Source organism: Streptomyces sp. NPDC051976, from assembly GCF_040680795.1.
Taxonomy (GTDB): domain Bacteria; phylum Actinomycetota; class Actinomycetes; order Streptomycetales; family Streptomycetaceae; genus Actinacidiphila.
Genome location: NZ_JBFAXL010000016.1, coordinates 62,720 through 81,054 on the forward strand (window position 1 = coordinate 62,720; position 18,335 = coordinate 81,054).

Annotated in this window: 17 protein-coding genes; 7 read left to right on the plus strand and 10 right to left on the minus strand. The window is 71.9% G+C overall.

Going from position 1 to position 18,335, the window contains the following annotated elements; all coding sequences use genetic code 11:
• Positions 1-32 precede the first annotated feature (32 nt).
• Positions 33-1,052 carry a zinc-binding dehydrogenase gene (locus tag AB0M29_RS18440; RefSeq protein WP_365383724.1) on the plus strand — a complete coding sequence of 340 codons (1,020 nt, stop codon included), beginning with the start codon at positions 33-35 and terminating at the stop codon, positions 1,050-1,052.
• A gap of 40 nt (positions 1,053-1,092) precedes the next feature.
• Here the strand turns inward: AB0M29_RS18440 and AB0M29_RS18445 are convergent, their stop codons facing one another.
• Positions 1,093-1,473 carry a hypothetical protein gene (locus tag AB0M29_RS18445; protein WP_365383726.1) on the minus strand — a complete coding sequence of 127 codons (381 nt, stop codon included), beginning with the start codon at positions 1,471-1,473 and terminating at the stop codon, positions 1,093-1,095.
• Positions 1,474-1,558: 85 nt separating this feature from the next.
• Between AB0M29_RS18445 and AB0M29_RS18450 the strand changes: the two genes are divergently transcribed.
• The 3 genes from AB0M29_RS18450 (at position 1,559) to AB0M29_RS18460 (ending at position 3,686) form a co-directional block, all read left to right on the plus strand.
• A complete protein-coding gene (locus AB0M29_RS18450; protein ID WP_365383728.1) occupies positions 1,559-2,047 on the plus strand; it encodes a helix-turn-helix domain-containing protein in 489 nt (162 codons plus the stop codon).
• A 245-nt stretch (positions 2,048-2,292) separates the two neighbouring features.
• Positions 2,293-3,132 (plus strand): YhjD/YihY/BrkB family envelope integrity protein, encoded by an 840-nt coding sequence (locus AB0M29_RS18455; RefSeq protein ID WP_365383730.1) that lies wholly within the window; start codon positions 2,293-2,295, stop codon positions 3,130-3,132.
• Between the two features lie 221 nt (positions 3,133-3,353).
• Positions 3,354-3,686, plus strand: coding sequence for a cupin domain-containing protein (locus tag AB0M29_RS18460; RefSeq protein ID WP_365383850.1), 333 nt, complete (start codon positions 3,354-3,356; stop codon positions 3,684-3,686).
• Positions 3,687-3,714: 28 nt separating this feature from the next.
• Here the strand turns inward: AB0M29_RS18460 and AB0M29_RS18465 are convergent, their stop codons facing one another.
• The 4 genes from AB0M29_RS18465 to AB0M29_RS18480 form a co-directional block, all read right to left on the minus strand.
• Positions 3,715-5,439, minus strand: coding sequence for a hypothetical protein (locus AB0M29_RS18465; RefSeq protein WP_365383732.1), 1,725 nt, complete (start codon positions 5,437-5,439; stop codon positions 3,715-3,717).
• A gap of 307 nt (positions 5,440-5,746) precedes the next feature.
• Positions 5,747-7,582 carry a TIGR03767 family metallophosphoesterase gene (locus AB0M29_RS18470; protein WP_365383734.1) on the minus strand — a complete coding sequence of 612 codons (1,836 nt, stop codon included), beginning with the start codon at positions 7,580-7,582 and terminating at the stop codon, positions 5,747-5,749.
• Between the two features lie 323 nt (positions 7,583-7,905).
• Complete coding sequence (locus AB0M29_RS18475) at positions 7,906-8,982, minus strand: CU044_5270 family protein (RefSeq protein WP_365383736.1); 1,077 nt, start codon at positions 8,980-8,982, stop codon at positions 7,906-7,908.
• Positions 8,975-9,598, minus strand: coding sequence for an RNA polymerase sigma factor (locus AB0M29_RS18480; protein ID WP_365383737.1), 624 nt, complete (start codon positions 9,596-9,598; stop codon positions 8,975-8,977). Before AB0M29_RS18480 ends, AB0M29_RS18475 begins: the two co-directional genes overlap by 8 nt.
• Positions 9,599-9,968: 370 nt before the next feature.
• On the opposite strand from AB0M29_RS18480, the gene AB0M29_RS18485 reads away from it, so the two are divergent.
• Positions 9,969-10,904 (plus strand): aldo/keto reductase, encoded by a 936-nt coding sequence (locus tag AB0M29_RS18485; protein ID WP_365383738.1) that lies wholly within the window; start codon positions 9,969-9,971, stop codon positions 10,902-10,904.
• A gap of 22 nt (positions 10,905-10,926) precedes the next feature.
• Here the strand turns inward: AB0M29_RS18485 and AB0M29_RS18490 are convergent, their stop codons facing one another.
• Positions 10,927-11,394, minus strand: coding sequence for an SRPBCC family protein (locus AB0M29_RS18490; protein ID WP_365383740.1), 468 nt, complete (start codon positions 11,392-11,394; stop codon positions 10,927-10,929).
• A complete protein-coding gene (locus AB0M29_RS18495; protein WP_365383742.1) occupies positions 11,391-12,053 on the minus strand; it encodes a CGNR zinc finger domain-containing protein in 663 nt (220 codons plus the stop codon). The genes AB0M29_RS18490 and AB0M29_RS18495 overlap by 4 nt, the downstream gene beginning before the upstream one ends.
• A gap of 38 nt (positions 12,054-12,091) precedes the next feature.
• On the opposite strand from AB0M29_RS18495, the gene AB0M29_RS18500 reads away from it, so the two are divergent.
• The gene (locus AB0M29_RS18500) at positions 12,092-13,327 is read left to right on the plus strand and encodes an MFS transporter (RefSeq protein ID WP_365383744.1); all 1,236 of its coding nucleotides are present in this window, start codon (positions 12,092-12,094) and stop codon (positions 13,325-13,327) included.
• Between the two features lie 12 nt (positions 13,328-13,339).
• On the opposite strand, the gene AB0M29_RS18505 is transcribed toward AB0M29_RS18500, so the two are convergent.
• Together AB0M29_RS18505 and AB0M29_RS18510 are read right to left on the minus strand one after the other, a co-directional pair.
• The gene (locus AB0M29_RS18505; protein WP_365383746.1) at positions 13,340-14,779 is read right to left on the minus strand and encodes an endonuclease/exonuclease/phosphatase family protein; all 1,440 of its coding nucleotides are present in this window, start codon (positions 14,777-14,779) and stop codon (positions 13,340-13,342) included.
• A gap of 186 nt (positions 14,780-14,965) precedes the next feature.
• Positions 14,966-16,345 carry a serine hydrolase domain-containing protein gene (locus AB0M29_RS18510; protein WP_365383748.1) on the minus strand — a complete coding sequence of 460 codons (1,380 nt, stop codon included), beginning with the start codon at positions 16,343-16,345 and terminating at the stop codon, positions 14,966-14,968.
• Positions 16,346-16,501: 156 nt separating this feature from the next.
• On the opposite strand from AB0M29_RS18510, the gene AB0M29_RS18515 reads away from it, so the two are divergent.
• Positions 16,502-17,500, plus strand: a complete 999-nt coding sequence (locus AB0M29_RS18515; protein ID WP_365383749.1) for an RNA polymerase subunit sigma-70 — start codon at positions 16,502-16,504, stop codon at positions 17,498-17,500.
• Positions 17,501-17,566: 66 nt separating this feature from the next.
• Here the strand turns inward: AB0M29_RS18515 and AB0M29_RS18520 are convergent, their stop codons facing one another.
• The gene (locus AB0M29_RS18520; protein WP_365383751.1) at positions 17,567-18,160 is read right to left on the minus strand and encodes a hypothetical protein; all 594 of its coding nucleotides are present in this window, start codon (positions 18,158-18,160) and stop codon (positions 17,567-17,569) included.
• Positions 18,161-18,335: the final 175 nt, after the last annotated feature.

Consider the following 18,335-nt stretch of genomic DNA (forward strand, 5'->3'; position numbering starts at 1 on the left):
GACACCGGTGTGAGGCTTCTACGGTCCCGTGCATGGAGATCAACGAGCGGCAGCACAGCGCCGGGCAGCCGATGCGGGCCCTCGTCCAGGGCTCGCGCGGCGGGCCGAAGGACATGAGGTACACGACGGACCGCCGTCGCCCCGTGCCGGGCCCGGGGGAGTACCTGATCCGCGTCGGCGCTGCCGGGGTCAACTTCGCGGATGTCCTGCAGACGTACGGCAGCTACGCGGGAGGGCCGCGGGCACCGTACGTGGCGGGATGCGAGGCCGCGGGCGAGATCGTGGGCGTCGGACCGGAGGTGGCGCGTCCCCTCCCGGTCGGCTGCCGCGTCGTCGGCACCGGTCCGGGCGCCTTCGCGCAGTACATGACGATGCCGGCGGCGCAGGCGCTTCCCGTCCCGGCAGGGTGGACGAACGCCGAAGCCCTTGGCCTGGTGCTGAATTGGGCGACCGCGCTGGCGGCGCTGAAGCCGCTCGGTGAGATCGCAGCGGGCGACGCGGTGCTCGTTCACGCCGCGGCCGGTGGTGTGGGACAGGCCGCTGTCCGTCTCGCACGCCACTACGGTGCGCGGGTGATCGCCACGGCCTCACCGTCCAAGCACGACACCGTCAAGGCACTCGGCGCCGACGCGGTCCTGGACAGCGCGCGCCCTGATCTGGCGGCGGAGATCCTCCGCCTGACCGGAGGTGTGGACCTGGTGCTGGAGTCCGTGGGGAAGGCCACGTTCCCGGTCAGCCTGGCGGTCACCAAACGCTTCACCGGGCGCGTCGTCGTGTTCGGAGCCGCCTCGGGCGACACCAGCGTGACCACGCACGACCTGGTCTTCGCCCACCCGGTCCAGATCAAGGGCCTGCACATCGGCACCCTCGCATCCGCGGTCCCCGCCACCTACGGCGAACTGCTCACCGAGATCGAGGCACTCATCGCCGAGGGCGTCTACCCGCCAGGCACCCCGCAGGTCCACCCGCTGGCCGCCGGAGCGGCCGTCCTTCAGGAACTCGAGGCGGGCCGGACGAGCGGCAAGCACGCCCTCGATCCATGGCTCCACTGACCGGTGACTCGCAGAGCCTTCCCGGGGTCCTGGCACGGCGTCATACGGAGAGGGCGCCGCCGACGAAGGTGCGTTCGGGCGGGGAAGCCACGAGTTCGACCATGGTGCCGGCGCGGAGGTCGTCGCCGACGACGCGCGTGATCGCGTCGGTGAGCGCGGCGCCGAGGCGCGCGGAGATGTCGGCGGCGTCGGGGCGGTCGAAGACGCTCGACCGGACGCCCAGGACCACCGAGGCGCTGGTGTCCACGGCCTTGCCGCCCTGCGCGAAACGGCCCGCGGGGACCGCGGCCAGGCGGATGGAGACGAGGTCGCGGGCCCATTCGCCGTAGACGCCGACGACCGCGTCGGTGAGTGCGGCGACGAGCGGAGGCTCGTTGCCGCTCAGCCTGTTCTCCGGGAGGTGGACGGTCAGATGCGGCATAGTGAACCTCGTTCCCTTTGGGATCAAAGCCTTTGCTCTCAAAGGTATCAGGCATCAGGTTTCAGGTATCCGGAAGAGGTCGCCGATGTCCACGCGCTCGGACGGCCCCGCCGTCGACGAGGCCGTCCGCACCCTGCTGCTGCTCATGCCACGGCTGGTCGGCCGGGCCAAGCGCCTGCCCGTACCCGCGGCGCTCCAGGGCCTGGACCTGGCACCGCGGCACCTCGCGCTCCTGGCCCACCTGGAGTACGACGGTCCCACCAGCGTCAACGAGCTGGCCGCCCGGCTGGCGGTGGCCCCGACGACCGTCAGCCTCATGGTGAGCGAGCTGTCACGGCCGGGCGTCCTGCGGCGCACGGCCGACCCCGCCGACCGCCGTCGCCGTATCGTCGCCATCGCCCCCGCCTACGCCGCACCGATCGGCGAATGGCTTTCCGGCAGCGCCTCCGCCTGGGAAAGCGTCATGCGCGATCTCGCCCCCTCCGAACGCGCCACGGTCCTCGGCGCCCTGCACGCCTACGAGGCCGCCTTGGAGGAGGGCGAGGACCGCCGACGGAACGCGCAGCCGCGCTAGCGGTCCCGGTGGGGCCGGTGCGGCGATCACCCGGATGGCCGGGATCCGGGTGCTTCCGCGGGCGTGCCCCCGTGTCGTCCGCCGTCGGCCCCGGGGTCGTCCCATAGTGTCGGGTCGCCACACGGGGCTCGATCTTCACGGAGGACACGACGGCGGGGATCACGCGCGAGCGCCTCGTCAGAACGCTGACGTTCTGGCTGCGTCCGGCCTTCGCACTGCGTGTCATCAATCGCTTCCAGAAGATCGTGGGCTTCGACCGCTCGATGGCGCTGGCGTCGAGCGCGCTGACCGCGCTGGTGCCGCTGGCGATCCTCAGCGGCGCCCTGCTGAGCACCGTCGTGCACTACGACGCCGCCGACCGGATCATCAAGCGCTACGGGCTGACCGGACGGGGCGCGGAGTCGGTCAGCTCACTGCTGTCTCCCACCGAGGGCACCGGGACGAGCGCGGGCATCCTGGGCGTCGTGTTCGCGACGATCTCTGCCCTGAGCTTCGCCCGCGCCTCACAACGGCTGTTCGAACAGACCTGGGAACTCAAGCCGCTCAGCGTGCGCAACACCCGCAACGGCCTGCTCTGGATCCTGGCGCTGGGCACCTACACCGCGGTCACCGGCTGGCTCCACGCGATCCTCGGCGGGGACCGGCTGGCGATCGCGGCCACGGTGTGCGAGGTGCCGGTGACCGTCGCCTTCCTCGTGTGGAGCGGGCGCGTCCTGTCCGCCAAGCGGATCTCCTGGCCGGACCTGCTGCCGTTCGCTCTCAGCGCGGCCGTGCTGGCGGCCGTCTACTCCGTGGGCGCGGCCGTCTACCTCCCCAATCTCTTCAACTCCTACGCGGCACGCTTCGGAGCGGCCGGCGCCGTATTCGCGATGATCTCCGCACTCTTCGGGGCCATGTTCGTGATCGTCGCGTCAGCGGCGCTGGGACGGGAGGTACGGGAGGAGCTCACCCAGATCCGTGAAGGCCGGCGCCCGTCCGAGGACGAGGTGCGCCGCCAGTGGGACAGGGTGATGGAACAGACGCACTCCCGCTGGCGCTCCGCCCGCGGACAGCTCTCCCGGCATCGGTCGAAGCCGTCGGACTAGCGCGGTGTCCGGCCGCCCGAGTTGCCGGGGGCATTACCGGCCGTGACCATGAGGAATGTGTGGTCCTTCGACGGAGAGTCCGTGGCCGGGCCGACCGGTGGTGGCTTCCACCGCGGTCGGGCGTGCGCGCCCCGCACAGCCGGGCATCAGCGGGTACGGACACCGGCGCGTATCGGCGCGCACCACGTACACCCACCACCAGGAGCGGCAGCCTCATGACCATGCAGAAACTCTCGCTGGACGCCCTGGCCCGTGAACACCTCGAACGCGCGAAGGCCGCCTCCACCGGACGCAGCTCGGAGACCGTCTACGGCGGCCACGAGCACGTGCTCCGCCAGACCCTCATCGCCCTGACCGCGGGAACGACCCTCGGCGAGCACGAGAACCCCGGCGAGGCCACGCTCCTGGTGCTCCGCGGCCGCCTGCGGCTGCACAGCGGCGAGAACTCCTGGGAGGGCCGCACCGGAGACCTGCTCGCCGTCCCACCGGCCCGCCACAGCCTGGAGGCGCTGGAGGACACCGCCGCGGTCCTGACCGTCGCCAAACTCGGGTAGCGCCGGGGGGAAGCGAGGGGGAAGCGAGCTACAGGCCGTTGTGGTCGAGGATCTTCATCAGCTTCGGCTTGCGTCCGAGCTCGGTGCGCAGTGCCGCGATGCGGCGGGACCACTCCTGCGGGGTGCCGAGCCGTTCGTGGCAGGCGCGGATGCTCCGCAGCAGGCGGGCGATCTCCTGGTACGCCTGGTCGCCGGTCGACTGCTTCAGCGGTTCGAGCAGGCGCAGGTAGGCGGCCAGGGCGTCGGCGGGGCGGTGGTCGCGGACGCGGTCGGCCAGGGTGAGTAAACGGCGGTCGTCGGCGCGTCCGGCGGCGGCCTCCCAGGCGGCGTCGACATCGCCCTCGTCGAGCAGGACGTCGACGAGCACGCGGTCGGCGTCCGCCAGTCCGGAGGAGCCGCTGTGGCGGCTCGCGTCCGCGCGCAGCCGTTCCAGCGCGGCCTCGCGTTCAGTCTCCCAACGATCGCAGGCCCGTGCCGCTGATCGCAGGGACCGGTAGGAGTGCAGGGTGGTGTCGGACTGGAAGCGGTCGCGGCGTACGGCGAGGGCGTCGTCCAGCCGCCCGAGCCGTGCGTAGCGGGCGCAGACCCACTCCACCAGCTGGTGGTCCACGTCGCGTCGCCTCGCGGTGGCCCGCAGACCGCGCTCGGCCCACTCCAGGGCGTCCGCGGCGCGTCCGGCCTCGTCCAGTTCCCGCGCGATCCGCAGGTGGGTGGCGCCGTCCGGGGCGAGGTCGGCGGCGTAGGCGTCGACGAGGGCGTCCACGTCGCCGTGGGCCTTCAGCAGCCGCTCCCTGAGACGTACGGCCTTGCTTCCGGGGTCGCGCTGCCATACCTCGGTGGCCAGGCCCAGCGCCTGGGCCACGCCCGCCGGGCCGAGGATGTCGCGGTAGCCGACCGGGTCGGCCGGGGTGACGTCCGCGATCGGGCCCAGCAGGTGCCCGACCAGCCAGCGCGCTGTCGGCTCCGGGGCGGGGCGGGCCGTGCGGCACGCGCGCAGGTGCACCGCGACGAGGTCGTGCACGGACCGGAAGAGATCGTCCGGCTCGTCCGCCGACTCGTAGACCCCGCCGAGGCGCCACAGCGCCCACTGCGCCCCGTCGACCGCCTCGGCCGCCCGTCCCGCCGCGATCAGCGCGCGCAGCACCGCCACGGCCTCCGCCACCTGCTGGACGTACGCCTCGACCGCGTCGCCGTCCGCGTGGCCGTCGCGGGCGAACGCCCCGGCATCGAGGAGCCCTTTGACCCGATCGCGTACGGTCGTACGGTCGGCGCGTGCGACCTCGGCCCGCAGCAGCAGGCGGCCGCGCAGCTCGGCGTCGGCGGCCGACTCCTCGCCCAGCAGCGCGAGCAGGGCCTCCCGGTCCAGCGACTCCAGCCAGGGCGCGATCATGTCCTCGCGGCGGGGGAGTGCGGTGGCGGGGCGGGGTGCCGGGGCGGGGTCCGCCTCGGCGGACGGCCGCGGCCCGGCGGGGGAGGCGTGCCGCAGGGCCGCCAGACCCACCGCGACGCAGTGCTTGCAGAAGGTGCCGTCCGCTCCGTACGGGCAGTCGCACGCTCCCGTCACCCGCGTCCGCGGTGTGACCACGAGGGTGACGCGGTACGTCTCCCGGCCCGCCACGTCGGCGCGGATCGTACCGTCGCCGATGTCCAGGCCGCTCACCGCGCCGACGTACTCCTCGCCGCGGCTGAAGGACGTCGACCCGGCCGCCTCCCTCAAGTCACCTTCATTGAAGCCCAGTTGGCTGTTCGTCATCCGCGCCACCGGTCCATTCAATCCGAATCCCCGTCGCCGCCGAAGCCGTTCGCGGCTACTCGCCGGTGCCGCGACCCGGCGGCGTCAGTGGATGACGGAAACGATCCGGCACGCCGCTTCGGCGAGCCGCCGATCCCCTTGTACGTGGGCGCGGGACAGGGCCTCCGCCGGATCGATGGTCCGTGTCGCCAGCCGCCAGACGGACTCGGTGTCCAGTCGCACGACGGCGGTTGGCCGTCCGCTCGGTGCTTCGGCCAACGACCACCGATCTGCGGTGGCCGTCCAGGTGCGGGTCCGGCGGGATCGGCTACGCCCGCCGCACCAGCAGTTCGGCGTTCCGGTCGCCCTTCGCTCCCGCCTTTGCCTCCTGGACGCCGTCGGAGAGGGTGGCGGCGAGGCCGGGGGCGTTGTAGGACAACTCCCGGTAGAGGGAGGCGAGTCCGACGGAGGAGTGGTCGGTGACGTCGGTGCGGTAGGGGGCCGAGGACTCGATGAGGGTGGTGAAGAGGGAGAGCGTGCCGTCGTGGTTGTCGGTGAGCTCGATCAGCCGGGCGTGGTGCGGATAGTCCACGTGGGAGGCGGTGTTGACCTCCCAGAAGGAGCGGCTGGGCGTCGGGTGGTGGTGCGGGGTGATCTTGTTGACGTGGCTGTGGCCGTTGATCCATGCCACCACGTTCGGGAACCGGCTCAGCAGCGCGATGACCTCGTCGCCGTCGTAACGCCGCTCGTCGGCGCGCGCCGCGTCGGGCCGTCGGGTCATGCTCGGGCTGTGGTGGTGGCTGAACACCAGGATGTGCGCGTCGTCGGCCGCGGGGTTGCGGACCGCGCGGCCGTCCGTGCCGTAGGACAGCGAGCTGTGGGCGGTCAGCGTCCGTTCCAGCCACCGCAGTTGGTCCTCGCCGAGTGACCCCTCGAAGTGGCCGCTGCGGTAGGTGGTGTCGATGCTGATGCCGACCACGCCGTCGGCCACCGGGAAGGCGTAGTACATCCGGTCGTCGTTGAGGTTGTCCTCGGTGTACCCGTGGCCGACCGGGCCCGCCCCGGCGTGCGCCGGGTCGAGGTGCGCCGCCAGGAACTCGTGCGGGGTGAACATCCGCCGCCGCGGATCGGGCGTCACCGTACGCGCCTTCGCCGCGTTCCGCCGCAGGATGCCCGTGAGTACGCCGCTCCCGGGATCGTCGTCGGTCTTCAGCGCCTGCGCGAGGGCGGCCGCGTCGGCCTTCGGGACCGTGAAGAGCTTCCTGGACCCCGTGGCGACGTCGTGCAGCAGCGGGTCCCGCGGCGCCAGCCATCCGCCGGGGTGGTCGTCGTGGTTGCCGGGTGTCGAGTACCAAGGGATGGCCAGGCCCGGGCTGTTGACCGGCCGGATCGCGGCCTCCAGAAATCCGGGGATGCGCGGCAGGCCACGGAGCTTGTCCTGGTCACGCAGGCCGCCGTCCGCCTGCCAGTACAACGGCAGGCCGGAATTCTGCACGCCCTCGTACGACGTGGGGTCACCGGTGTTCGGGGTGATACGGCCGCCGTTCATGGCCGTCAGGTACCACTCCAGCTCGATCGCCGAGTTGTTGTCGACGTTGTCCCCGGTCGAGACGGCGAAGGCGGGCCGCTGCCCGGTGTGGGGGCCGCCGCCGAGCGCGTTGACCTGCTCCACGAGCGCGACCGCACCCGTCACCGTCAGGGCTTCCTGTGCCCGCCACGAACCGGGCGACCACGCTCGCAGGAACTCCGTCCTCAACGGGCTCTGCACATCGGCCACATGCAGGTCGGTGAACTGCACGAAGCAGGCGAGCGGCGTACGGCGCCCGGCCCGCCCGGCGCCCGCTGCGGCGAGTTCCGACCGTACGACCACCGGCCACCCGGGCCCCTGGACGATCCGCCGGTACCCTCCGGTCGGCCCGCTGAGCCGCGCCGCCGTATCGAGGGTCGTCAACCCGTACGGCGCCGCCCGGTGCGCCATCGGACGCAGCGGCGGCGGTCGGCGTACCGGCCCGGACCCCACCGGCCCCTGCCCGGCGACGGGCGGCGCGGCACTGCTGCGGCCGCCCTCGGACAGCAGGGACCACGCGGCACCGGTCCCCGCGGCGACGGCACCGGAGGCAAGGAGGAAATGGCGGCGGTTGAAGGAAGAGGGAATCGTGGCCATGCGATGCCTCCGGTGTCGTACCGCACAGTCGGCCGCGTGCGGCACATCACTGAACCGAACGTCTCTTTTACGAGCGTCGGCTCTCGCCGTGACCTGAATGTGAACGACGCCGGAACGTGGAAGGCCCATCAATCATCGACGCGGCACCGCGGTATTTCGGAGGCCGGAACACCTGAACAATCGGCACCTGAAAGTGAATTCGCGGTGTCCGCCCGCCCCCGGTCCGAGGCGCTGGACTGGGGGACGGCCGGGGAACGGCCTGAGGGCGGCCGCGGACCTTTCGGTCCTCGCCCGCCCTCAGGATTACTGTCGCTATCTTCTTGCTAGGGCCGTTGCTTGGCCTTGTCGACGATGGCCCAGCTTTCGAGGGAGGAGAGCTGGACGGTCCAGTCAATGCTCCTGTCCAAGGAGCTGTCGTCGCTGTAGCCGAGGAATCGGTAGGTCTGCGGGTCGAAGATGAGGTAGTTGCCGGAGCCCGTCTGTCCGAGCGACTTGTCGTCGTAGGCGATGGCCACGCCGATGCGGCCCTGGGCGTCCTTCTTGTTCGGCACCACCTTCACCCCCGGGACCATGCTGAGTGCCTCGTACGCCGCAGGGCGCAGACCGTCGGGCAGTACCGGGAGCCTGAGCAGCGCGGCGAGTTCCTGGTGGACCATCTGCCACCCCATCTCGGAGATCCTGCCGAGCGACTCGTCCTCGGCGCTGGGCGGCACGGTCGCGCCTGTGCGCCAGGGGGTTCCCTCGGGCTGCGGAGTGGTCCCGGCCGAAGGAGTGCCGCCGCCGGTTCCGGGTGGCCCGAAGGAGAGGATGAGCTGCTTGGGGTCGGTCGGGAACTTCTTCAGCGTCGCCCAGTCCTGCGGCGGCCACACACTCTCGCCCGGTGCGTGCGGCTGTGACCACCAGCCCTTCCCCACCTCCTCGATCCAGGAAGGCTTCGAGTCGTCCACCGACAGCCAGTTCTCGTCGGTGAAGCTCTTGGTGCGGCCGGTCTTCTCGTCGGTCTCCTTGATGATCTCCTTGGTGTAGATGAACTGGTCGTTTCTCGGGCTGGCCATCTGCTCGTGCTGCCGGGCGTAGGTGGCCGCTCGGTTGAGCACGGTTTGCGCGCTCACGTTCCGCATGGCCGGGGAGGTGGCCGACGGCGGTGCCGCCTTCAGCCCCTCGGCGCTGTCGTTGCCGTGTTCCGCGACCAGGACGCCGGCGGCGACCGCGGCCGCGACCGCGCCGGTCAGGGCGATGCGCAGGACGGGGCGGCGGTGGCGTACGGCCGGGGCGGGCTCGTTCTCCGCGTTCACCGCGGCGAGCAGCCGAGTCCGTACCCGCCACCAGGTGACGGCGTCGAGCGGGGGAACCCCCGCGTCGTACTCCCTCAGTTCTCGCAGTACTTCACTGTCACGCATGGGCGTCTGCCTCTCGGAAAGCCGTAGGATCGGACCCGCCCAGTGCTTCGCGTAACGTGCTGCGAGCCCGGTTCAGCCGGGATCTGACGGTGCCGATCGGCACCCCGAGGGCCTGGGCCGTTTCCTCGTAGTCGAGGTCGCCCCAGGCCACCAGCAGTACGACGTCACGGTGCCGGGCCGACAGCTTGGCGAGCGCTGCCGCCAGCTCCCGGCGCATCCCCGTGGCTCCGGCCCGGGCGACCGCGCGGTCCGCGACCGGCTCCTCGTGCGGCACCGGCTCCGGAACCTTCGCGAGCGCCTTGAAACGGCGCGCTTCGGCCCTGCGGTGCCGGCTCACGAGGTTGGTCGCGATGCCGAACAGCCATGGGCGGGCGTCGGCACGCGTGAGGTCGTACGTATGGCGTCGCTGGAAGGCGGTCGTGAACGTCTCCGCCATCAGATCCTCCGCCGCCTCGGGACCGATCCGCCTGGCCACGTAACGGTGCACGGCGTCGGCATACCGGTCGAAGAGCACGGCGAACTGCTCTGGCTCATCCCGGGACCGCGCGATCACGCGGGCGTCGCTCTCCTCGCGATCCTCCTCGCGGGTGCGGACGCCCGGGGACTCGACGGCCATCGGGGCTCCTTTCGTTCGTTCGAACGCCTGGAAGGCTTGGGCTTGTTCGGGTTGTTCACCCGTCCTTCGCCGCTGGGCCGAATCGAGTTCCATTCAGGCGAACGCCCGAGTCGGGGCCGTGCTCAGCGCCTGAAGCGCTCCCGCCCGGCCGCCCGGGTCGCGGCCTCCAGGGCAGCCGCGAGGCCCCTGAGGGCGATGGCACCGAGACTGCGTGGAGTTGATCTACCAGACATGGCGGGATCGTAGCGGCCGCGTCCCACGAGACCGCCGCGGCGTCGACTTCCGGGTCATCTCCGCGGCCGTGGCCGGCCTGGACCGCGCGCTTCGGGCTTGTACTGTGCAGGCCTGAACATCTGAAGGGATACCCGCCGTGAAGACCTCCACCATGCCCGGCACCGACATCGTCGCCCCGAACATCGTGCTCGGGCTGATGCGTATCGCGGACAAGAGTGACGAGGAGGTCCGTGAACTCGTCCGTACCGCGCGGGATGCGGGCATTGACTTCGTTGACCACGCGGACATTTACGGCGGGGAGCTGCACGCGTGTGAACGGCGCTTCGCTGAGGCGATGGCGCTGAGTCCGTCGCAGCGGGACGGGATCACGATTCAGACCAAGACGGGGATCGTGACGGACGGGCCGTACTACGACTTCTCCTACGAGCACATCGTCGAGTCGGTCGAGGGCTCACTCGCGGAACTGCGGACGGACCGCATCGACATCCTGCTGCTGCACCGGCCCGATGCGCTCGTCGAGCCCGAAGAGGTGGCGCGCGCATTCGACGCGCTCGAGTCGTCGGGCAAGGTGCGCGCGTTCGGTGTCTCCAACCACACTCCGCGCCAGATCGACCTGCTGCGCAAGTATGTGCGTCAGCCGATCGTGGCCAACCAGCTTCAGCTCTCGATCACCCACGCGCCGATCATCGCTCAGGGGGTCGCCACGAACATGCTCGCGGAGCAGCAGGCGGCCACTCTCGACGGCGGAGGGATCGTGGACTACTGCCGTCTGAACGACATCACCATCCAGGCGTGGTCTCCGTTCCAGGCAGGCTTCTTCACCGGTGTCTTCCTCGGCTCGCCGGACTACCCCGAGCTCAACGCGGTCATCGACCGCCTCGCGGACAGGTACGACGTCCCCGCCATCGCGATCGCCACGGCCTGGATCACCCGGCACCCCGCGCGGATGCAGGTCGTGCTCGGCACTACCAACCCCGAGCGCGTCGCGGGCGCCGCCCGGGGCTCCGAGCTTCCCCTCACCCGAGCCGAGTGGTACGAGCTGTTCCGCGCCGCGGGTCACCTCGTTCCTTGAGTCCGGCCCCGGGAAGGGTGGGTCAGTCGGCCGCTTCGAGGTAGGACGCCAGGTTGGCCAGTGAGGAGGCGATCCCGGCTTCGTGGGCGGCCTGGTCGATGCCGGGCGGCACATCCGTGGCGGTGACGGTCACCGCGGTTCCGTCCGGGGTGGCGGCGAGGTGCCAGGTCATCGTCATGGTGCCCGCGTACGACGGGTCGTCGGCCTCGAACACTGCCTGCTGCACCACGCGTTCCGGCGGCGTCAGTTCGGCGAATCCGACGTCGACGACATCCGTGGCGTCCGAGGTCTTGCCGGGGCTGTCGGTGGGGTCGATGTAGGTGAGGACCATCCGGAATCCGCCGCCCGGACGGGGATCCCACCGCTCCACCCGCCCCCGCATGCCGTCCGGCGGGAGCCATGCCTCGAGCGACTCCCGGTCCAGGAGGGCGCCGTAGACAGCCGCCGGTGGCGCCGCGATCACCCGACTGGCCTGGTCGGTCCTGCTCATGGCCCGATCCTAGGCCCCCGTGGCTGCGCGGGGTCGGTACTCGTCGAGGGACCCGCCGAAGAAGCCGGCCGGGTACCCGGTTGCCCGGGGGAGTGGGCGCGCCGGTGGGCCGCGACGCGTTCGCGGGTCGCGCATCGGCGGGAGCAGTAGCGGCGTTCGGGACCGCTGCCCTGGGTGATGAAGACGTTGTCGCAGCTGGGCGATGCGCAGATTCTGCCGGGCGGGCGTTGGTGGTCCCAGAGGAGGACGGTCAGGGCCATGCAGGACGAGGCGAGGAGCCATGCGTCCCAGGGGGCGTTGTCGTCGTGGTCGAGGTGGGGATGCCAGAGGGTGCTGCCGCCGTGCGAGGTCAGACGGAGCTGTCCGGTGTGGTCTCGCAGGAGGCGGTTGAGGGCGGCCGCGGCGTCGTCGGTGTGTGCGGCGGCGAAGACGTGCCGCAGCAGTGCGGCGGCAGCGCGCATCCGGGCGACATCGCGGGTGGTGAGGTCGATGGGGTCGGCCTCGCCGTAGTCGCGGAGTACGTCGGCGACCGCGGCGGGGTCGGGGCGGTCGTCGGTGAGTGCGTTGATCAGGGCAGCGGTCCGCCGGGCCGTGGTGAGGACGGAGTGCCGGGTGGACCAGTCGTCGCTGCGGGGGAGCATCTGTGAAATGTAACGCATCTTGCTGAGTTTTGAGTTACCTCCGTAACGTCTTGCCGATGAGAAGACGTTACTCACTCCGCTGGTATCTCGCCGGAGCCGTGGCAGCCCGTGCCGGTGACGAGATGTCAGGACCGGCGCTGATGCTGGCGGGATTCGCCGTGGCCGGATCGACGGTCGAGGCGTCGTCGCTGCTTGCGGGCATCACGATCTCCGCCGCCGTGGGCGGGCCGCTGCTCGGGGCACTCCTCGACAGAGCAGGACGGCCGGGACGCCTGCTGGCCTGGGCCCTCATCATGTACGCGGCGGGGCTGGGGGCGGTCCTCGTGGGGCTCGGCCGGTTGCCGTTCGCGGTCATTCTCGTGATCGCCGTGGTGACGGGGCTGCTGGGGCCCGCCCTGTCGGGCGGGTGGACGGCCCAGTTGCCCCGTGTGGTGCCCGGCGACCACCTGCCGCGGGCGAACGCGCTCGATGCCATGACCTTCAGCGTGGCCAGTCTGGCCGGTCCGGCTCTCGCGGGCGGCGTGGCGGAGGCGCTGGGAGCCTCGTCGGCCGTGGTGGTCTCCGTGGCGCTGATCGCCGTGGCGCTGCCTGCCGCCTGGATGCTGCCCGCCCGGCCCGCCCGGCCCGCCCGGCCCGCCCGGCCCGCCCGGCCCGCCCGGACGCGGGGCGCCCGGACGGCCTCGGTGATCAGCGACCTCGACGCCGGGATACGGATCATCGTCGGACGCCCCTCACTGGCCCGGGCGACCCTCACCTCCGTCGTCTCCTGCATCGCCCAGGGCATGCTGACGGCGTGCATCCCGCTTCTGGGCGAACGTGTCCTGGGCTCACCCGGCCGCGGTGCGGTGCTGCTTTCCTGCGCGGCGGTCTCCGCCCTGGCGGCCGAGGCCGTACTCGCCCGATTTCCGCGTGCGGTCGCCCCCGACACCATCATCTGGGCCAGTGCCCTCGTCCAGGCTGCTGCCCTGGCCCTGGTCACCGTGGGATCACCCGTCGCGCTCATCGCGGCCGGACTCGTGGCGGGGATCGGCGAAGGGCCCCAACTGGCCGCCTTGTTCGCCATCCGCCACCGGGAAGCCCCGGACCACCTGCGAGGCCAGATCTTCACCACAGGCGCCAGCTTGAAGACCACCGGATTCGCCCTGGGCGCAGCGGTTGCCGGACCCGTCGTGACCTGGTCCCTTCGCGGCGCCGTGGTCGCCGCGGCGAGTGTGGCGGTCACGGCCGCGCTGGCCTACTTCACGATCCGAAGTCCACGAGCGCTCACGGCACTTGACCCTGCCCCGAGGTGAGCGGTGCCGGAGCTACGTGTCGGCCGGCACCCGCCTGATCCATGGTCCCCAGGCCCTGGGATCGCTGATGCGGGAGGTCACGATGATGTGGCTGGAGCGGCTGCGTGGCACGCCACTGCGAAGGATCCCGGTGGGGGATTGCGCCCGGGCGAGCAGTGCGGGGTCGTCCAGACCGTCGAGGACGAGGAAGCGTTCGCCGCGCGAGCCCCGCTTGTCGAGGGCGGCGACGGCCAGGTCCGCGATCGGCTTCCTTCCGTCGCGGGCGGCCTGCAACTGCCGTGCCGTGGCGCCCGTTTGCACGGCCATGTGGGTGAGGCCGGTCGCCAGGGACTCCTCGTCGCGGGCGTTGATCCAGTAGACCTCGCCCGAGGTGACTCCCTCCCGCCCCAGGCAGGTCGGCCGCGAGTCGTAGAGCGCCCGGAGCGTCTTGCCTGTCCCGGCCGGGCCGACGTGTGCGGTGACCGGCGTGTACCGGCCGGGGGACCGGCGCGCGCAGCGTGGCGTCGACGGGTACGTGCCGTACGGGCCCGCTTCGTGATCGAGGTGGTACGGCGGCCACAGGGACAGCCGAGCGGAGGCTTTGGCGTCGTTCAGCTGCGTGTAGTCCGGCGGGGCGGGCACGGGGAGACGAATGACTTGCGACACATGATCGGAGAGGTAGGCGGTCCGCCCGGAGGGCAGCTGAACGGGCTCGGTGAACAGGAGATCGGTTTCCGGGACCGGGTGGTGAGCGGGGTCGGCGTCGACGAGCGCGTAGTCGACGCGATGCGCTCGCGCGCCTGCGGGCAGCAGGTCGGCGTGGAAGGTCGGCGTGTCGGCCCCGGCGAACGGATCGTGCCACACACCTCCGCCCACCACGGCGTCATAAAGACCGCATTCGCTGGGGAGGTTGAAGTCACCGCAGACGATCATCATGGCCGTGTCCCAGCGGCCCGACCGGTCCAGGACGTCATGGACCCGCCTCACCTGCTGCGCCTGAAAGGCTTCGTACCGGTTGCCCGCCGACCACTTCCCGTCCCTGTTCGCGGTCAAGTGCACGTTCCCCACCACGGTGCGGAACGCCGGCAACTCGAAGACCAGCACGCCTTGCAGGCAGGCGTCCGCGGCCCTGGCCGCGCGGAAGAACGGGCTCCCGCCAGGTGGCCGCGTACCCCGGAACGACACGTATTCGGGCGACCGCAGCGGCAGCCGCGAGAACGACACCAGACCGCCCGCCGGTTGCCCGAGCACGCCCGACCCGCGGGCCACGAAGGAGAACGACGGCAACTGGGTTCGGAGGAAGGCCAACAGCCCAGGCGTCCAGACCTCCTGGAAGTTCACGATGTCCACGTCCGCCTCTTCAAGGCGCCGACAGAACTCCCGCGCCCGCTCCCGCACCGGCGGCAGCGAATTCGCCAGCCCACAGCACACGTTCAGCGACGCCACACCGAAGGTCGCCCCTCCGCCCCGCATCCGTCCCCCCTCTCGCCCAGACCCGGATCCGGCACCGCCCGCACGTCACCCGGGTGATCGGACAGTGCCGACCTTCGCGAACAACCCGGCCTCCCTGCATCAGGGAGTCCACGTACGGCACTACGTATGTCGCTTCGAGCGAAGGGGACCCGACCCCGCAGGACGGGTCCTGAGGCCGTACGGTCATCAGCCGGTCCGGACCTCCCGCAGCACGTCAGCCGCCGCCTCCCGCAGGCCCTCCGCCGGGCTGGTGGCGGCGAGCAGGGCGACCGAGACGGTGCCGCCGGCGGCGGCCAGGAGCTCGGCGGTGAAGCCGCGGGTGCTGCCGCCGCGCCAGACGTGGGTGCCCTCGGGCCGGTCCAGCAGCGTGGCTCCCGGGACGAACCGTCTGCCCGGCCCGGCTGGGGAGGCATGGGCCGACAAAGCGCCGAGCGGGCCGGTTGCCCGCGCGAGTACGTCGGCGAGCGCGACCGCGCCGGCCAGATCGGCCGTCATGCCGCCCGCCGCGCGGTGCGGCTCCACGGTCCGCGCGACGGGCGCGAGCCGGTCGGCGACCAGTTCGTGCCCGGTGACCGTCGCCGTCACCGTCGCCGTGGGTGTGGGCAGCGTGACGCCGTGCAGCTCGTTGCGGGCGAGGACCTCGCGGGAGGCGTAGTCGGCGAACGCCTCACCCGTGCACCGCTCGACCAGCAGGCCGAGCAGCTCGTAGCCGACGTTGGAGTACGCCGGGCGGGAACCGGGCGCCCAGGCCAGGGTGATCCGCGGGGCAGCCTCGGCCAGTGACCCGGCCTGCCGCAGCGCGCTACGGCGCATGGCGAGGTCCTTGGTCAGACCGGCGCGGTGCAGCAGCACCTCGGCAACGGTCGGCGGACGGTCGCCGGGGTCGGCGGGGACCAGCTCGGGAACCGTCAGGTAGTGCGCCAGCGGCGCCCGCAGATCGATCACGCGGGCCTCCGCGAGCCGGAGGACGGCCAGGCCGGTGACCGTCTTGGTGACGGATCCGACGCGGAACACCGAGGAGCCGTCCAGCGGTCGGTACGTGCGCAGGTCGCCCGTACCGAAGAACTCGCGGTGCGCGGTGGCTCCCGACACATTGATCGCACATGCCAGGCCGACGGCCCGGCCGGTGTCCACCGCCTGCCGCAACCGATGGCGCACGCGTGCAGCCACGGCGCCGGGCAGATCGGACTCCCAGTGGTCGAGGGCGCGCAGGCGGTCGGCTACCTGGTCCCAGGGCAGCGCACCGGCCGCGGCCCGGCGCGGCGTGAAACTGCGGATACGGTGCGGCGGCTGCTCCTCCACGGCGACGTCCAGCTCCCACACGTGATCGCCCGCCCGGACCACCGCCCGAGCCGCCGAGGGACCGCGGCGGCGGAAGCTGACGACGTGCCGCTGGTGGTCGGCGAAGCCGGTCAGCCGTGGATCGGCGGCGATCACCTTGGCCAGGTCGCCGAGCGCGGTGAGCCGGGGCGCGAAGGCAGCGCGCAGTTCACCGGCGTCCACCTCCCCACCGAGAGCTGCCACGAGCCGGTCCACGGTGTCGCGCATCGCCGCGTCGGAGACCATGGCGGGCACCCTAGTGCGCGTCACTGACAGGTCGGTCTCCCCGGCCCGCCGAGGATGGGGACAGGTCCACCGCGCCGACCGCCCGTGGTGATGAGTTTTCGGCGCCGTGGCCGTCACATGTATGACGGGGCACGACGCAGGCGGAGGGATGACGTGATGGACGCGGACACGTGGCTGGAGGAGCTGGGCGCGGGCGGGCTGGGTGACGTCGACGAGTCGGCGTTCTCGCAGATGGCCGAGCGGCACCGGCGGGAGCTGCATGTGCACTGCTACCGGATGCTGGGGTCGTTCGAGGACGCCGAGGACGCGGTGCAGGAGACGTTTCTGCGTGCCTGGCGGGGGAGGGAGACCTTCGAGGGGCGGTCGACGTTTCGGGCGTGGCTGTACCGGATCGCCACCAACGCCTGCCTGGACCTGCTGGGGAAGAGCCGCCCGGAGCCCGCGACCGGCGGCGAGGTGCTGTGGTTGCAGCCCTACCCGGATCTGCTGCTCGACGAGCTGGCCGCGGGCGGTGCGGACGAGCCGGAGAGCGCCGCCGTCGCGCGGGAGACGATCGAGCTGGCGTACGTGGTCGCGGTCCAGCACCTCGCGCCGCGCCCGCGGGCGGTGCTGATCCTGCGGGACGTGCTCGGCTGGCCCGCGAAGGACGTCGCGGACCTCCTCGGGGACTCCGTCAACTCCGTGAACAGCGCGCTGCAACGGGCCCGGGCCGGCATGCGGGAGCACTTGCCGTCCGAGCGGCAGGACTGGTCCGGCGGCGAACAGGACGCCGGGACGCGGGATCTGGTGCGCCGCTATACCGACGCCTGCGTGGCCACGGACATCCCGGCGCTCGCCTCGATGCTGCGCGACGACGTGCGGTGCTCGATGCCGCCCACGCCGGGTCTGTACGTCGGCCGCGACGCGGTGGTGCGCGACTGGGTCGAGAGCGGCTTCGAGGGCATGAAGGGCCTGCGCGCGGTCGGCACCCGCGTGAACCGGCAGCCCGCGGTCGCCTTCTACCTCTGGCGCGAGGAGGAGTCCGCGTACCTGCCGCTGACGATCGACGTCCTGCGCGTCACCGGCGGCGAGATCACCGAGATCGTCACCTTCCACGCCGACCGGTTCGCACGGCTCGACCTGCCGGAGCGGCTGCCGGCGGACGGCACGCGCTAGTCCCGTCGCGGACGGCCGGGCCGTGCGCGGGATCCGGGCTCATGGGCGCGGCGATTCGGCGCGGGCCTAGCCCTCGCAGGGGCCGTCGACGACAGTGCCCGTGCCCTGCGGGGTGTCCGGGACGGTGGCGCAGACCTGCTTCCCGCTGTTCGGGTCGGTCACGGTCACATGACCGTTCGTGTCGAAGGACGGCCCCTCTTGCGTCCGGTACAAGCCCAGGGAGGTCATCACCGTCGAGTCCAGGAGCGCGTCGCGCGGCGAAGTGCTGAACGGCGGCGGGGCGTACGTCGCCGCGCCGCCGGGCACCAGCCCGCTGGGGTAGACGATGGTCGGTTCTGGCGGCGCGGAGGCGCAATCGCGGGCCGAGTCGAGTGCCGCTGCGATCACCTGCTCGCCGGCCGAGTGCAGCCCGTCGCTCGCCTGCTTGATCTCGGAGTGACGGAGCAGCAACCCCAGCCCGCCCAGCGCACTCATTGTCAGCCCGACCCCGAACAGCCAGCCTGCCACGCGTCCGGAATCGGGCTCCCGCCGCGACAGCGCGGCCGCCACGGCGGCTACCAGGACGAACACCCCACCGGCCCCGAGCAGGGCTACGGCCGGCCCGGCCGTGATCGGGCCGGTGTGCTGTCCGTTGCCCGGTATCCACTGCGCGATCATCATCTGAGCCGCCCCCCGTTCGTCCCCCCCCCTCAGCCTAGCCAGTGGGTGCGACGACTCGGCCGGAGGTGAGCCGCAGTCCCTGGTCAACCCACTCCGTGCGCTGGCTTCGGTGGACCCGTGGCCCGGGCAGCGGCCTGGGTCCATGTTCGCGGTCGGTGAAGTCCGGTGCCTGGTG